Origin of the sequence: Hyalangium minutum (assembly GCF_000737315.1) — a bacterium.
GTDB lineage: Bacteria > Myxococcota > Myxococcia > Myxococcales > Myxococcaceae > Hyalangium > Hyalangium minutum.
In genome coordinates, this window is sequence record NZ_JMCB01000011.1 from 248,203 (window position 1) to 264,323 (window position 16,121).

A 16,121-nucleotide genomic window follows, 5' to 3' on the forward strand; every position below is an offset into this window, starting at 1 on the left:
GGGAAGGCCCAGCGCTCGGTCAGGCGCGGGCCACGGGCTCGCGCGCCACGTCCTGTGGGATCATCTCCGGCGTCACCACGTCCACCGCCTTCAGCTCCAGGCCCAACTTCGCGCGGACCTCGGTCATGGGCGTGGCCCACAGCTGCTTCCAGTCCGTGCCGAACAGCGGACGCGCCCGGCGCCCCAGCGTCCAACCGCGCGCGATCTGCGTCATCCGCGCCGCGCTGTCCTCGAACCCGTAGATGAGCGTGTTCATCATGCCCGCCGAGAGAATCGCCAGCGCCACACGGTTCGGGAACTGCGCCAGGTAGAACGCCTGGAGCCCCAGTTCGCCCGCCACGTCCGGCTCGAAGCCCGTCACCACGTGCCACAGGTCGTGCGTCTCACGCAGGTGGGCCTCGATGAATGAGGCGTCATCCTCCACCGGCTTCACCGGCAACGAGGCCGGATCCAGCCCATGGCGGCGCATGAAGCGCGCATACTCGTGGCCGAACGTCCCCTCCGGCAGCCGCCCCAGCGCCTCCAAGTCAATCTTCCCCAAGCGCGGCTTCTCCTGCAGCGCCCGCGCCCCGTGCGGCGTCTGCCGGTGCCCCTCCACGAGCTGCTCGCTGATGCGCGGGTTGTCGTGGAGAGACTCGATGAGACGGAACACCTCGTCCAGGCGGTTCAGGTCCTGGACGAGCCTCAGGAAGGCGTGACCACCGCGGACGATCAGGGGCAGAGCGAACATGGGCTTCCTCCGGCGACGGATGTCGCTTCGTGACTGTGCGGTGAAAAAGGTAATGAGCACGCGGGGTGTGCGAAATTCGCATCCCTGTTCAGGTTTCCCTCGGGGAGAGCCATGGCCCAGCGCAGTCGTTCCGTCCCTCGGAAAAAGCCTCGCCAGGAGCGCTCGCGAGCCACCGTGGACGCCATCCTGGAGGCCGCTGCTCACATTCTTGTCGCGCATGGCTTCGAAGACACCACCACTCGCCAGGTGGCCGAGCGCGCTGGCGTCAGCATCGGCTCGCTCTACCAGTACTTTCCCAGCAAGGAGGCGCTGATCACCGCCCTGTTCGAGCGCCAGATTCAGCGCGTGCTCGACGTGTGCACCGAGGCCCTCCAGTCCCAGGGTTCCCCGTCCACGCAACAGGTGGTGCGCGACGTGGCGCTCGGGGTGATGAAGGCCTACGCCGTCAACCCACGCCTCCATCAGGTGCTCATCAGCGAGGGCCTCAAGCTGGGCATGATGGAGCGCGTTCAATCCTTCGAGCAGCGCATTGAGACCGTGGTGCGCACCTTCATGCTGCACTACAGCAGCCAGCTCCGCTCCCGCCGCGTGGAGCTGGCCACCTTCGTCATCACCCGCGCCATCCGCGGCATCATCTGGTCCGCCGCCATCGAGCGCCCCGAGCTCTTCGAGGACCCCGAGCTGGCCGATGAGCTCGGGGAGCTGATGCTTGGCTACCTGTTACCCACCTCTCCGTCCCGCAGCGCGAAGTAGAGCGTGCACAGGTCCTCGGCCTCCCGCCGCACGTGCGCCTCGAGCGAGGCCTTCGGCTCGGGCGCCAGTGCCCGGAGACTGTCCCCCGCATCCGTCTCCAGCTGCTCCAGGATGTCCTCCTCCAGCAGCCGCCGCAGCGCCTCGGCCTCGGGGCTGCTCTCGCTCGGCGGTGGGCCCAGCTTCGACACCGCGCTCGCCAGCCGGGCCTCGTTCGCATACCCCGTGGCCAGCCCCCGCAGGTCCTCCTCCGAGAGCCACGCCCCCTGCACGGGCGCGGGCTTCCACTTCGCCGCCCCGTGGAAGCGCTCGTCCTCGGCGAACTGGGCGATCTTGTGCTTGAGCACCGGCCGCACCCGCCCCTTCGCCGAAGGCACCCACAGGTCCATCCGCGGCTTGAGCACCACCCCCTCCGCCAGATTGCCCGGCAGCGGCGGCAGCCCGAGCCACCCCGGCACCTGGCTCTCGAAGCCCGTGGGGAACTCCAGCGCCTCCTCGTAGCTGCCCACGAAGAGCGGCTTCGCGGCGAGCACCCCCTCCTCCTCGCACAGCCGCAGCAGCACCTCATAGTCGAGGTAGTGCCGCTCGCCCCGCGCATCCTCCCGCGCCAGGTCGAACGCGCAGAACTCGATGCGCGGCGAGTAGTACACCCCCGTCTGCACCGCCTGCACCCCGGGCACAGTGGGCACGTCCGGGTGCGGATAGGCTCCGCCGAACAGCTCGCCATAGAGCGTCATGCGCACCGCGTCCGGGTGCCGCTCTCGCACCCGCGCCTGCAGCCGGAGCACTGCCGGCACCAGCCGCGGCAACAGCGCCGTGTGCCCGAAGAAGTCCTCGCCCTCGGCCAGCAGCGCCTTGCGCTTGGCGCACCGCACCACTTGCCCATCGCTCAAGAGGGCGAAGTTGGCGCCGTGGATCTTCTCCGTCACCACCCAGGGGCTCTTCTTCAGCGCGCGATAGCCTCTGTCCTCCAGGCCCCACTGCTCCGGGCGCTCGGCGATCTTCTCATAGTGGGTGTGGGACGGATCCGTGTCGGCCATGGGTGGCTCCTCGCTGCGCCGTGGACGCGCGACCGGAGGCACACCCGACACACCCCGTCTCCCAGCTCCCTGGGCCGCACCCTCGGACGCGGCCCAGGGGGTGGTGCGCGCGAGGGCTACTTCGCGTCCACGGTCAGGACCATCCAGCGATCCGTGGAGTGGTCGATGCGCACGTTGGAGGCACCGGCCTCCTGGAGCTGCTGGACGATGCGCTCCAGGAAGACGAGCTGCTCCTTGGACGCGTCCACGAAGAGGTTCCTCTGCCCCTTGGCCTTGGCCGCCTTGGCCGCCTTGGCGGGCTGGGCCGCGGCGCCGTTGGTGGGCTCGGAAGCGCCGTTGGCCGACCTGGCCTGGGCGGAGGAGTCCTCCTCGGGGGTGTCCTGCTCCTCGTGGGCGGGCTCTTCGGCGGGCGCCGGGGCCGCGGCGCGCTCCTGCTGCACCTGCTCCTTCAGCTGCTGGAACGTCTTCGGGAGCAGGGTGGCGTCGAACTTCTCCTCGAAGCGCTCCTGCGCCTCCTGGCGGGAGATGTCGGGCTGGCTGCGGAGCATCTCCAGGATGAACTCGTTGCGCTCCTGAATCAGGGCGTTGGAAATCCGGGGCATGGTCGTTTCCTCGTGGAAGGGGTACCGGAAGGGCGGCGCAACCTAGTCGACCGCCATCCTTCAAGGAAGGGGCCGTACGCCCCGTATTGATGCTTCCAGGCAGGCGCTAGGGCCACCGAGAAATCGTGGCCCCTGAGAGGCCTGCTGGGTAGTGTGGAGTTCTCCCTACCTGCTGGGTCTCGCCTGCCCCTCGGCCGGGCAGGGAGAGGAGAGGTTCTCCCGCGTGAACGTCCTGCCGCCCCTGCCCGAGCTCGTCGCCCAGTTCCTCCAGCGCTTCGTCCACCAGCCCTCCGGACAGGCACACCTGGCGCGCTGCGCCGCGGATGCCGCGTTTGCTCGCGCGGCCTTCGAGGACATCTGCCGCCGGGCCGATGCGGGCGAGGAGGTGACGGACCGGGTGCTGGTGAAGCTGCTGCCGCACCGGGACACGCCGTTCAACCGTCAGCGCGGCGCGTGGACCGCGAGCTGGGCCGTCATCAACCGGGAGATCAAGCTCTGGTTCCAGAATGTGGGCTGGGTGCCGAACGAGGCCGCGTGGCGGGACATTGCCCACAACCTGCTGCGCCTGCTGCGCACGCTGGAGCAGGGCCCCCAGCAGGCCGCGCTGGACGTTTTTGCCGCCTCGCCGCTCTCGAAGGGCTTCCGAGCGGGCTTCCTGAGCCCGGCGCTGCGCTGCCTGCGGCCGGACCTGTACCTCGTGGTGAACGCCAAGAGCCGCCGCACGGGCAACTTCTGTCTGGCGCTCTGGGGCGAGCCGCGCGAGGTGAGCATGGCCCTGGAGCACTATCTGGAGGCCAACGCCGCCCTGCGCTTCGTGCTCGAGCGCCTCAAGCCGCTGGGCATCCAAGATGCGGACCACTTCGACGCCTTCTGCCACTGGCTGTGTGACAGAAAGCTGGGCGGCTACCTGGCTCGCAAGAAGGTGGAGGAGTTGGAGGACGGCCCGCCCGAGGAGGAGATCGGCGGCGAGCCGGAGGAGGAGCCCGCAGCCTGGGTCGTCCGGCACATGCTCTCGCGGCGCAACCTGCGAACCGAGGTGAAGCGGGGCCGGCGCAGCATGTGGACGGCCACCCAGCGCAGCTCCCGCGAGTGGCTCCAGGACGCCGAGCCGGGAGACCTCGTGTTCCTCTATCAGGCCAGTCCCGTGCGCGAGGTGCTGGGGCTCGGCAAGATGGTGGCCGCTCCGGCCCCCGTGGGTGAGGAGACGCGCTTCGAGGTGGAGTTCATCACCGATGTGCTCCCCCACCCGATTCCGCTGGCGGCCATTCAAGCGCACTCGACGCTGTCGGGGATGATGATGGCCTCGCCTCGCAGCGGGGTGGTGCTGCCCATCCGCGCCGATGAGCTGCCGCACCTGGCGCGGCTCGTGGTGGACCGCAACCCCGAGGTCCGCGAGGCGCTCGCGCCCTACCTGCCCTTCGATGCGCTCACGCCCGAGCCCACCTCGGCGCCCGCTCCCCGGGTGCTGGACCTGGCAGCGTGGGTGGAGGAGTGGCGGCGCACCTCGGGCTACCCGGATGAGTCCGACACGAGAGAGGCACAGCAGCGCGAGGCGTGGGCGCGGCTGCTCGCGAAGGAGGCGCTGGACCGGCTCACGCCGGAGGACTTCCGGCCCGTGTACCAGCTGGGGCTGCTCGGGGCGACGGGGCCCATGCCAGGGCTCAACCGCTTCTTCCTGGAGGCGCGTGAGGAGGAGCTCGTCCACTTCCGCGCCACGCTGCGGGACGTGCTCTATGGAGAGGGGCGCGTGGAGCAGCGCCTGGATCGGGTGCTCGACAAAGGAAGCCCTCTGACCGTGCGAGGGCTGGGCGAGGCGGTGCTGCTCAAGTGCCTGGCCCTCGTGCAACCCGCGCGCTTCCTGGGCCTGTACACGCTCGAGGGAGACCACGGTAAGGCGCGGATGATGGAGATGCTCGGGCTGCCCGCGCTGCCCGGAACGCTCTCTCCGGGCACGCTGGCGGTGCGCTCCAATGATGCGCTCCGGGAGGCGCTGGCACCTCACATGCCCATGGCGGCGGGGCTGCCGGCCACACAGGCCATGCGGCGCTTCCTCCACTGGCTCAAGGCGCGGCTGGATCAGCAGCTACCTCCGAAGGAGCTGGATCCGGCCGAGCGCTTCCTCCATGTCACCTCGCTGCGCCGCGAGCGGCTGGAGGAGCTGTGCGCGCTGCTGGAGCACCGGAAGCAGCTCATCCTCTACGGGCCTCCGGGGACAGGAAAGACGTTCATCGCCCGCGAGCTGGCCCGCTACCAGGCCGGGGCCGAGTCCCGGTGCGAGCGCGTGCAGTTCCACCCCGCGTACTCCTATGAGGACTTCGTGGAGGGACTGCGCCCGGTGGCGGATCCGCAGGCGCCGGGGGGGCTGCGCTACGAGTACCGCGCGGGCATCCTCAAGGCGCTGGCGGAGCGGGCCCAGGCGGCGCCCACGGAGCGCTTCGTGCTGCTCATTGACGAGATCAACCGCGCCGCGCTCCCGCGCGTGTTCGGCGAGCTGCTGTACCTGCTGGAGTACCGCGAGGAGCGGGTGCGGCTGTCGGGCTCGGGGGACCTCTTCGAGCTGCCGTCCAACCTCTATCTGGTCGGCACGATGAACAGCGCGGACCGGTCCATCGCGCAGATCGACGTGGCGCTGCGGCGACGCTTCCACTTCGTGCGGATGGATCCGGACACGGATGTGCTTCGGCGCAACCTGCTCAAGTGGGACGTGGCGCCGGACGTCTGCGACTGGGTGGTGCGCGGGCTGGAGGGAGTGAACGCGCGGATTGCCCGCTCACCGGGCCGCGAGTTCTGCATCGGCCACTCGTACTTCATGGACAAGGACCTGGACGCGACGCGCGTCGAGCGCATCTGGCGGCATGACATTGGCCCACTGCTGGAGGACTGCTTCTATGACTCGCCGCAGGTGGTGATGGAGCTGCAAGTGCTCTTCGACGCGGCCCGGCCCGGGCCGGTGGACATGGCGGAATGACGGCGTGGACCCTCACCGAGTGGGAGTGGGCTGAACTGCCGCTCTCCCCTGCCGACGTGCTGGAGGCGCAGACGCATCTGGGCTCGGCGCTCTCGGTCGAGCCCTCGGTGGGAGGCTTCCGGCTGCGCGCGCAGGGAGTGGCGGGCATGGTGGCACTGCCGGGAGGGACGCTGCACGTGCGGCCCAAGGTGCCAGCGCTCAACCTGCTCGCGCTGCTCGACTATGCCGCGAGGGACGTGACGTGGAGCGAGGATGTGGTGGGCGCGGGAGAGGCCGAGGAGTTGCTCTCGCTGCTGGGGGCGCTCTATGTCCGGCGGGTGGAGCGGCTGGCGCGCGGCGGGTGGGTGCGCGGCTATCGAGAGGAAGAGTCCGAGCGTCCAGCGCTGCGGGGGCGTTGGCTCGTGGGGAGGGACCTGGCTCGTCCTCCCACGCACCGGCACCGGCTCTCGTGCCGGTTCGATGAGTTCACCCCGGATGTGGCGCCCAACCGGGTGCTGCTCGCGGCGCTGCAGGTCCTGGAGCGCTCGGGCCTCTTCGGTCCGCACGCGGCGGCGCATGCGCGAACACTGACGTCCACCCTGGCGGAGGTGCAGCCGCTGGCGGAGGTGAAGGCGGCGGAGAAGGTGCTGAACTCGGATCGCCGCTTCGCGGCGTACGGGCCCGCGGTGGAGCTGGCTCGCATCATCTTGGAGAGCTCGGGCCTACAAGCCACTCCGGGCCACCATCCCCTGTCGTCGTTCATCGTCCGGCTGGCGCCTGTGTTCGAGGCCGCCATCACCCGAGCCCTCGCGAAGGTCGCGGACGCAAAGGGGCTGACGTGTCATGCGCAGCGGCCGCTCTCCGTGGACGCGGAGGGGCGGCTCACGGCCATCCCAGACGTGGTCATCGAGCAGGGAGAGACACGGCTCGTCATCGACGCGAAGTACAAGCTTCCAGCAGAGGGGATGCCTCCAGCGGAGGACTTCCAGCAGCTCGTCACCTACCTGGCGTGCTTGAACACGCGGCGAGGCGTGCTCGTGCTCCCAGCTCCGGGGGCTCTGCCAGAGGAGACAACCCTGCACCTGAGGACCTTCGGGCGCCTGAGCGAAGTGCGCATCGTGAAGGTGCCCCTAGGCGGGCGCGCAACCAAGGTCAGCACCGCGCTGGAGTCCGCCGCGGAGCGGCTCATCTCGTGGGGCAAGGCGGGCCCGCACCCCGTGCTTTCCAGCCAGCCTTGATCCGCTATCTATTCATTCATCATCAGCGTTCATCACAATACGCTAGTCAATACGCTCACTTACAAATCCAAACACGCCAGATATCTATTCACCCATCTATTCACGCCGAGGATGCGCTGGCTCGACACGGGGGAGCTCATGAGCCAATTTCCAGGCCCATGAGCCCATCCAACACCTCCAACACCTCGTGGGAACTCTACCGCCACCTCGCCGAGATCCATGAAAGGGGTTCCCCCGAGGCCGGCCTCGTGGTCCTGCTCTCGCACCTGCTCACGGAGGTCGAAGCCCTGCGCGAGGCGCTGTCCAGCCCGGAGACTCCCGAGGCCGTGCGCCAGAGCTACCGCCAGGCCTACGAGCGCATCGCCGTGCTGTCGCACAACTCCGCGGGCCCCAGCGGAGGCGTGGAGAAGATCATCCGCCGCTTCGTCCCCGACAAGACCCACACCGATCGCTTCGCCCCAGAGCTGAAGATGATGGAGCGGCTCGGTGCGACGAAGCAGGAGCAGCAGGCCCTGCGCGAGGAAATGGAGAAAGTCGAGATGTACACCTGACACCCCACCGCGCGCCGCTCAGTGCAGCGCCGGCTCACACGGCAGCGTCACCGTGAAGATGGCACCATGCCCAGGCTGCGAGTCCACTTGGATGGCGCCCTGCATCGCCTCCACCAGCGTGCGGCTGATGTAGAGCCCCAGGCCCAGGCCGCCGTAGTGCTGCGAGGGCACCGCCCGCTCGAACTTGCGGAACAGCCGCTCCTGCGCCTCCGAGGAGATGCCAATTCCCTGGTCCCTCACCGCCAGCACGGCGCTCTCCCCGCGCCGCTGGACCTGGATGTGCACCGGCTTGCCCAGCCCGTACTTGATGGCGTTGGTCAGCAGGTTCACGACGATCTGCTCCAGGCGCATCGGGTCCCACCGCCCCTGCAGCTCCTCCACCAACTCCAGCCGCACCTCGCAGCCCGCGCGCGCGAAGTCCGGCTCGAGCCGCTCCACCGCCTCGCGCACCAGCGCCCCCAGCTCCACCGGCTGCAGCTCCAGCCGCAGCTTCCCGGTGCTCAGCGCCGTCACATCCAACAGGCTGTTGTTGAGCGCGTTGAGGCGGGTGACCTGGCGCTCCAGGGTCTGCAGCTTCGGCGACAGCTTCCGGGCCACCCCATCTCCAGAGGCCATCACCCCCGACTTCAGCAGCCCCAGCTGCAGCTGGAGCGACGTCAATGGCGTCTTCAGCTCATGCGAGGCCATGGAGAGGAACTCGTCCCGAATCCGCACCGCCGCCAGCGCCTCCTGCTCCGCGTGAGCGCGCTCCTGGAGCGCCGCCTCGAGCGCGGCCGTGCGCTCCACCACCCGGCGCTCCAGCTCCTCGTTGAGCCGGCACAGCTCCTCCTTGGCCAGCTTCAGCGAGGCACTCTCCAGCACCTCCCACGTCCCCTCGCGCCGCGCCACCGCGAACTGGTGGTTGCGCACCACGTCGAGGATGCCCATCGGCTCACAGCGGTGCAGGCAGTAGCTGCACATCGCGAGAATCTCATGCTGGCGGAACGTCTCGTTCACCCGCGTCTCGTAGTCCGTGAAGTCCTTCCAGTCCTTCGCCTCGAGCCAGGCGGTGTTCCCCGAGATCCGCAGCCCGGAGAACCCCCGCGCCAGCGCCTGCCCCTTGCGATCCATCCACCCCTGGAGCACCTCCTCCGCCAGCTTGGAGCCGCCGCGCAGGTACCACTCCCGGTGGTCGACGATGTCGATGCGCCCCTCGCGCAGGTACTCCTCCAGGCGCGGCACCGCGGTGCGCAGCGCGGCCTTCGAGTCCTCCACGCCCAGCGGCTCGGAGGTGACCCACAAACAGTGCTCGTTGTGCTCGAGGCCCGCCTTGAAGTACGGCACCAGCGAGTCCGTCAAATCCTCCGCGGTCGCGTAGAAGTTGCAGAAGTGGCTCCCCCAGGGGATGTCACCAATCGCGGGAATACCGCTGGGAACCAGCGTCAAGCTGCGCACGATGCACTCTCCTTGAGGACGACGTCTCGGGCGCCCCGGCGATACCCGCGCTCGGCGCCAGCATAGTTCGAAGCTCCGAGCTCGACTCGGGTAACGCGGCGTCAGCCAAGGAGGTGTTCACCCCCCGGCATCCAGCTCCCCTCGGCGAGCGCCCCCTGCGCACCACGCTCCTGCCTCGGCCGGCTTCTCGCAAACCCAGCGGGAGCAGCCACCAGCCCCTTCTCAACATGCTCGCACCAGCGAACCTTCCTCCCACACGGAGCGTCTCAGTTCTCCACCGAGCTGCTCATGAGAGCGCCCTCCTCAGCCGAGCGCACGAGCCCTCCCTGAAGAGGCCAGGGCCTGCCACGGCTCGGTGACCAGAGCCTCCCCATCGCCGCGCGCTTCATCTTCACTGTTCGCCCAGGTTCTCCGGGAGCGACTATCATCCCCTCCACGCGAGGTACGATGAACTTCCCGAGGGAGCTGGTCGAGGCGGTCCGCAAGTACCAGGCCGTTCCATTCATAGGCGCGGGCATCAGCATGGGGGTGAAGCGAGGGATGTTCCCCTCGTGGATCCAGCTGCTGGAGGGGCTCGCCGAGCGGATGCGCGACGAGTCCATCCCCGACTCCGCCGTGGCCGAGGTGAAGCAGCGCATCGCCCAGGGAGACTTCCTGACGGCCGCGGAGCTGGCCTTCAAGGAGCTGGGGGCGTACCGGTTCAACCGCTTCCTGCGGGAGCGGCTGAGGGTGCAGCAGCCGCCGGACGCGGACCTGTCCGTCATCCAGGCGCTGTGGGAGCTGCGCCCGCCGGTGGTGCTCACGCCCAACTACGACGATGTGCTGCTGTGGGGCCGCGAGGACGCCGAAGCCGTCTCCAATGATCAAGAGGACGAGCTGAACCTGATGGACGCAGAGGCCTCTCCGGAGACTCCGCGCGTGTGGTACCTGCACGGCACCATCCACCGGCTGGCGACGCTGGTGCTGGCGGGCGCGGACTACAAGCGGCTGTACGGGGACACGGACCAGCCGACGAGCTACTCGCAGTACAAGAACGCGCTGGTGCGGCTGCGCTCATGGCTCGGCTCCAAGCCCTTCCTTTATATGGGCTTCAGCTTCAGCGACCCGTACGTGCTCAAGCAGCTGGAGCACGTCATCGGCATCACCAAGGGCCGGCACGTGCCGAGCTTCGCGCTGATGAAGAAGGGGCAGATCGACCGCGGGGCGCTGTGGCCGAAGTACAACATCCAGCTCGTCGAGTACGAGGACCACGGCCCGCCGCTGGCGGCGTTCCTGCGGGGGCTGGCGCAGGCGGCGTTCGGGCCCAACAGGGTGAAGCTGGCGCTGGAGTCCTTGTCGCCGTCGCCGCCGCTCGGAGAGCTGCCGTCTGTCGCGCGGCCCACGCTGGAGCAGGAGTACGCGCGCATCCTGCGGACGCAGCACCGGCTGGTGCTGCTGGCGCCGGAGGACGGAGGGGCGCGGGCGCTGGCGCGCCGGGTGTCGGCGCAGTACGGGGAGCGGACCACGTGGCTGGCGCCGCCGAACGTCCCGGACTGCACCGAGGCCGAGTACTGCCGCGCCCTGGCCGGAGATGGACCGGACGCCGACAGCGTGAAGAGCTTCGACGCGCTGGTGGAGCACCTGCGGAAGAAGGCGGCGCGGCTCGGGAGGGAGCACCTGATCGTGCTGCGCTACGAGTGGGGGCCGTTCGGGCACCTGACATCGCTGGGGCGGCACCTGCGGCGGATGATGGACGAGCCGTCGGCGGTGCAGTTTCACTTCCTGATTGCTGGAGGCGAGCGCTCGGCGTGGCTGCTGCACAACATGCAGAGCTTCTCGGTGTTCAAGGACGCGCCTCGCCGCGAGGTGCCGGACCTGACGGTGGACGAGGTGCGCCAGTTCCTGGAGGGCGCGGGCCGTGATGGCGCACGGTGGGCGCAGAGCGTGCACACAGCCACGGGCGGACACCTGGGACTGCTCCGGGAGGCGCTGATGAGCGAGGGCGCGCTGGATGTGGACTCGGTGACGTCGCGGCTGGTGCGCAGCCCGTCGCTGCGAAGCGATGTGCAGGAGCGCCTGCGCCAAGACGAGCGCAACGGCTACACGGGAGCACGGAGTTGCGAGGCGGTGCTCACGAAGCTCTTGGCCGGGGAGCGGGTGGAGGACCTGGAGACGCTCGACAACCAGGTGGAGTACCCGGAGGTGCGGCTGTACTTCGCGGGGCTGGTGCGCAGCAGCGCGGAGGGGAAGACGGTGCTGCGGTGCAAGGCGGTGGAGCAGGCCGCGCGAGAGGCCCTGGCGCGCAAGGACGTCCGCCCGTGAGCGTGCGCCGTTACGCCCTGGCGCTCTGTGTGGCCGTGGTGCTCGTGACGTCGAGTGCTCACGCCGATGAGAGTGAGGTGCTCGTCCCCGAAGGGGAACCCGAGTCGATCCTCTCGGAAGCCCATTGGTCATTGATGGGCAACGTGAGCGCTGTTGCCTTCAGCCCAGATGGGCGCCTCCTGGCATCGGGCGGAAGTGATGGGCTGGTGAGGCTATGGGTGGTGAGCACTGGCCGTGAACTCCGGCGCCTGGAAGGGCACACCGACGCGGTGTCGGCCGTCGTCTTCAACCAGGATGGAAGTACATTGGCTTCGGGTGGCAAGGACAACACCGTGCGGTTGTGGTCGGTGGATACTGGGCGCGAGTTGCATCGCCTGCCGGGACACAGCGATCTCGTACGTTCTTTGGCCTTCAACCCCAATGGCCAGTTCCTGGCCTCTGGCAGTGGCGACAAGACCGTGCGCGTGTGGAGCGTAGGGAACGGAACCCTTCAGAGGACTCTGAATGGCCCCGTGGACCCCGTGCTTTCCTTTACTTCCAAGGGGAAGCTCCTGGCCTCGAGCCTCCGGGAAAATACCGTGCGCCAGTGGGATGTGGATACTGGCCAAGAACTCCCGCCTTCCACTTCCGATGCGGAAGCTTCAGCGCTCCGGGCTGTGTCGCGAATCGTGGAAGTGTTTCCCGGCGGATCGCCAGATGTCGTGTCCGTCTACAGCCCTACAGAGGACGTCCTGGCTTCGACCGCGAATGGCAACGTGATCCAGGTACGCGACGCTGCCTCGCAGCGTGTGCTCCGGGAATTGAAGGGACATACGTCCCCTGTTGAGACCATGGCCTTCAGTCCAGACGGGCGCACGCTGGCATCGGGCGGTGGCGACAACACCGTACGCGTGTGGGACATCGCCACTGGCTATGAACTCCGTCGCATGCAAGGCAACCTGTTCCCCGTCTGGTCCGTGGCCTTCAGTCCCACGGGGGATGCTCTTGTCTCCGGAGGAAGCGACGCACTGGTCCATGTGTGGGATCCGGCAACAGGCCTTGAGTTAAATCGTTTGGGAGCCCCAGGCGGCCCGGTGCGCGCTGTGGCCACCTCGCCGGATCAGCGCCTGCTCGCCTCAGGCGGAGACGATGGAATCATCTCCCTATGGGAACTGAAGAGCGGACGGCAACACCTGCGGTTGGAGGGACATACCGGCCCTGTTTACTCCGTAGCCTTCAATGCCGAGGGCACGCAGCTCGTCTCGGGTTCGGCCGATGGCACGCTGCGCTTGTGGAGCACGCGGACAGGCAAGCCCCTCGGTGCTCCCGTGAAGGAGCACGAAGGACCTCTTCGTGCGGTGGCCTTCAGCCCTGATGGAAGGACGCTCGCATCAGGGGGAGATGATGGAAGCGTCGTTTTGTACAAGCTGCGGTCCAGCAGAGAAGTCTACACCGAGGCCCGGCCGATCGGCTCAAACCCGGACGGCTCTACTCTCATCGGCATCAGCCCTGTTCTCGTAGAAGGCCAGTCGGTCGAGCCGTTCCGGCGCGTCCGCTACCACCGAGGTCCCGTCCGCTCCCTGGCATTCAGCCGTGACGGGAGATTCGTCGCCTCGGGCGGAGATGACGCGACCGTGCAGTTGTGGGGGACCCAACCCAATGACCAGCCGAGACTGCTGAAGGGTCACGCCAAGGGAGTATGGGCTGTGGCCTTCAGCCCTGACCAACGCTTCCTAGCCTCGGGCGGAGGGGACAAGCAGATCGTTTTGTGGAACGTGAGCACGGGCCAACCTGTCCGCGCGCTGCATGGCCCTATTGGATGGATCTCCTCCTTGGCTTTCAGCCCTGGGGGACACACTCTCGCTTCTGGCGATGATAGCGGCCGTATCCTCTTGTGGTCGCTCCATCAGGCCCCTCCCCTCCAAGGGCTCTTGCGCGGTGCGAGTCAGGGATGGGTGAGCCATCTCCAAGGGAAATCGGTTCTTCGCTCCGACGATGGAGGCTTTCTCTCGCACCGCCTCACAGATGGAGCATTGGAGGCAATCGCTCCAGCGCGACAGGGCCTGCCGCCGCGGCTGTCCATCGTCAGCGCTGAACTCCGAGTCCCTCCTGGAGACTTTGGAGAGCCGGGCGAGCTGATCCTCACCGTCGCCAATGCTCCGGATTCAGGCCGGGCTTATTGGATCCAACTGGAACCTGTCGAGCTCCCTCCGGGCCTGATGCTCTTCCCTGCCTCTGTCCCACGCTTGGACGCTGGGACCACCGTGGAGATCCCGGTCAAGCTCTCTTACTTGAGGCCAGATCTCGCCGCTCTCCCCCAGGCCCCTCAGCTCCGCTTCAAGCTCACCCACGCGTTCGGCGAGGAAACCGCTTTCACCTCGCCCTTGGTGCTCTTGAGTCCAGAGTTGGTTTTGGCGAAGGCTCCTCAGCTCAAGGACGGCACCCTGACCTTGACCCTCCGAAACACCGGCTCTCAATCCACTGGGCCTCTCTCCGTCACGGGAGAGTTTGAGTGGCATGGCAAGCAGCACACAGGGCCTAACCAGAACATTAACGACTTGGCACCAGGAGAGGAGTCATCCATCGCGATTCCGCTCTCGAACGAAGTGCTCAAGCTGGGCCAGTTCGATCTCGCGCTTACCGTGAGCTACAAGAAGTGGCCGCGGACGAGGAGCTTCATTGTCCCGGCAGTGAAGATCCCTATCGCTTATAGCCTGTACATCGCGTTGGCCCTGGGCGCGCTCCTGCTCTTTGGCTTCGTGTACTACGCCCGCGTGTACCGCAACCCGATGGTGGTCCACGCCGCGCGGTCACCTGCGGCCCTCAAGCACTACCCGCTGGCGGAGATGGCCGCGGCGGACCAAGCGCTGAGGCGTGCGAAGCGGCTCGACTCCACCATCACCGCAGCGGGCATCCCGGCGACCCGGTGGCAGCGAGCTCTCGGCGGCGCCAAGACCCCTCATGATGCGGCCACGGCCTTCGCGGAGGCCATTGGCGGAAGGCTCGGTGCCTCGCTGGGCACGAACACGTGGGCTCTGTCGCTGCCACAGCTCCGGTTGCGCTTCGCCCGGGACACCGCTGTCGTCATCATCGATGGCACGCGCCTGGAGTCTGGAGACGCCGAGCGCCGCATGGCCGATGTCTTCCAGGATGGCCGCGGCCCCAGCCAGGTGCTCGTACTGGACCGCACCCAAGCACAGAACGCGCGGCAGGTGCTCGAAGGCGTGCCCCAGGTCCGCTGCGCTGTTCTCTCCGCCAACCGGCTGCGCGACCTGCTGCTGGCCGATGAGCCCGTGCGCCTGCTGGAGACCACCATCTCCGAGCAGGTCTCTGTGTCGGAGCTGTCGCCCTACCAGGTGGCTGGGGGCGTGAAGATGGAGAGCTTCTTCTTCGGCCGCGAGCGCGAGGTACGCGCCATCACGGACCGCTCCGTGCGCAACTTCCTCGTGGTGGGCCAGCGGCAGATGGGCAAGAGCAGCCTCTTGCTCGCCGCGTTCCGGCGGCTCCAGGTCCGCTCGGATCTGGACGCGCACTATGTGGAGCTGGCGGACGCGGACCTGCACCGCCGGCTCGCCCGGGAGCGTGGACAAGTGCCCTCGGATGGCTCGCCGCTCCCTCCGTTCGTGGACGTGGCCTCCGGAGTTCCCTCACGGCCTCGGGTGTGGCTCATTGACGAGGCGGATGACTTCATCAGCGCCGATGCCAAGGCCGGCTACCCGTTGCTGCAGACGATGCGCGCGCTGGCCGAGGAGGGCCGGGCCCACTTCATCCTCGCGGGCTTCTGGGACCTGTATCGGGCCGTGGTGCTCGATGAGAAGCAGCCGCTGCGCAACTTCGGCGAACAGCTCCGGTTGGAGCCACTGGACGCGCGCTCGGCGCTGGCGCTCATTACCGACCCCATGGCGGCGCTGGGTCTGCACTGGGACACGCCCTCCACCACCGAGCTCCTCGTCGAGCAGGCTGGGCGCCGGGCCAACCTGATTGTGCTGGCGTGCAAGGCGCTGGTGGATTCGCTGCCACCGGACACCCACGTGCTCACCCGCGAGAACCTGGAGCGGGCGCTGCGCGAGGACAAGGATCTCCGGGACCAGAGCCGCCGCTGGCGTGGCGACCATCCCCTGCACCGGGCCGTGGTGCGGCAGGCACTGCTGCTCGGGAAGCCCACGCGCGAAGAGGTCCGGCTGGCGCTCAAGGCCCGCGGCGCGGACATCCGATCCTCCGACTTCGACGAGGCGATGGACCATCGCGAGCTGAGCTACGTGCTGGTCCCGGATGGAGACGGGCGTCTCTATTGCCCCGTGCCGCTCATGCAGCGCTACATCGAGTCCGAGCGGAGCCTGGAGGTGGGGCTCACCGAGGACCTCGAAGACCTACGCCGCCGGGGGCTCGCTGAGGTGCCCCGTCCAGCCTGAGTTGGCGCCAACAGACGGGCCTGCCGGGAACGCGCGCGGCAAACCTGTCTGACAAGTGGACCCCTTCGCACAGCTCCCGCCCGGCAGACGTCAGAAGCCCCTCACCTTTCTTCTAGCGAGGGTATTCGCCAGGGAGG

10 protein-coding genes and 1 pseudogene are annotated in these 16,121 nt (G+C 68.1%); 7 read left to right on the top strand and 4 right to left on the bottom strand.

Annotated features, from left to right (window positions below; all coding sequences use genetic code 11):
* Positions 1–19: 19 nt before the first annotated feature.
* Positions 20–730, bottom strand: a complete 711-nt coding sequence (locus DB31_RS27450) for a Coq4 family protein (RefSeq protein WP_044192913.1) — start codon at positions 728–730, stop codon at positions 20–22.
* A gap of 111 nt (positions 731–841) precedes the next feature.
* Here DB31_RS27450 and DB31_RS27455 point away from each other — a divergent pair, with 111 nt between their 5' ends.
* Positions 842–1,483: a TetR/AcrR family transcriptional regulator gene (locus DB31_RS27455; protein WP_052420283.1), complete on the top strand. Its 642-nt coding sequence runs from the start codon at positions 842–844 to the stop codon at positions 1,481–1,483.
* On the opposite strand, the gene DB31_RS27460 is transcribed toward DB31_RS27455, so the two are convergent.
* The gene (locus DB31_RS27460) at positions 1,444–2,520 is read right to left on the bottom strand and encodes an RNA ligase family protein (RefSeq protein ID WP_044192915.1); all 1,077 of its coding nucleotides are present in this window, start codon (positions 2,518–2,520) and stop codon (positions 1,444–1,446) included. The two genes, DB31_RS27455 and DB31_RS27460, sit on opposite strands and share 40 nt — an antisense overlap.
* 116 nt (positions 2,521–2,636) lie before the next feature.
* The gene (locus DB31_RS27465; RefSeq protein WP_044192916.1) at positions 2,637–3,122 is read right to left on the bottom strand and encodes a hypothetical protein; all 486 of its coding nucleotides are present in this window, start codon (positions 3,120–3,122) and stop codon (positions 2,637–2,639) included.
* A 223-nt stretch (positions 3,123–3,345) separates the two neighbouring features.
* Here DB31_RS27465 and DB31_RS27470 point away from each other — a divergent pair, with 223 nt between their 5' ends.
* From DB31_RS27470 to DB31_RS27480, 3 genes are all read left to right on the top strand, one after another.
* The gene (locus DB31_RS27470; protein WP_044193013.1) at positions 3,346–6,090 is read left to right on the top strand and encodes an AAA family ATPase; all 2,745 of its coding nucleotides are present in this window, start codon (positions 3,346–3,348) and stop codon (positions 6,088–6,090) included.
* Positions 6,087–7,307: an McrC family protein gene (locus DB31_RS27475; protein ID WP_044192917.1), complete on the top strand. Its 1,221-nt coding sequence runs from the start codon at positions 6,087–6,089 to the stop codon at positions 7,305–7,307. The genes DB31_RS27470 and DB31_RS27475 overlap by 4 nt, the downstream gene beginning before the upstream one ends.
* 158 nt (positions 7,308–7,465) lie before the next feature.
* Positions 7,466–7,858 (top strand): hypothetical protein, encoded by a 393-nt coding sequence (locus DB31_RS27480; protein ID WP_044192919.1) that lies wholly within the window; start codon positions 7,466–7,468, stop codon positions 7,856–7,858.
* 18 nt (positions 7,859–7,876) lie between these two features.
* Here the strand turns inward: DB31_RS27480 and DB31_RS27485 are convergent, their stop codons facing one another.
* Entirely contained in the window at positions 7,877–9,292 is a 1,416-nt protein-coding gene (locus tag DB31_RS27485) for an MEDS domain-containing protein (protein WP_240486912.1), read from the bottom strand.
* 447 nt (positions 9,293–9,739) lie between these two features.
* Between DB31_RS27485 and DB31_RS27490 the strand changes: the two genes are divergently transcribed.
* From DB31_RS27490 to DB31_RS50725, 3 genes and pseudogenes are all read left to right on the top strand, one after another.
* Complete coding sequence (locus DB31_RS27490; RefSeq protein WP_044192922.1) at positions 9,740–11,593, top strand: SIR2 family protein; 1,854 nt, start codon at positions 9,740–9,742, stop codon at positions 11,591–11,593.
* Between the two features lie 134 nt (positions 11,594–11,727).
* Positions 11,728–13,461: pseudogene (locus DB31_RS51675) on the top strand (WD40 repeat domain-containing protein); the annotation flags it as partial.
* Positions 13,462–14,130: 669 nt separating this feature from the next.
* A complete protein-coding gene (locus tag DB31_RS50725; RefSeq protein ID WP_240486913.1) occupies positions 14,131–15,984 on the top strand; it encodes an nSTAND1 domain-containing NTPase in 1,854 nt (617 codons plus the stop codon).
* Positions 15,985–16,121 lie beyond the last annotated feature (137 nt).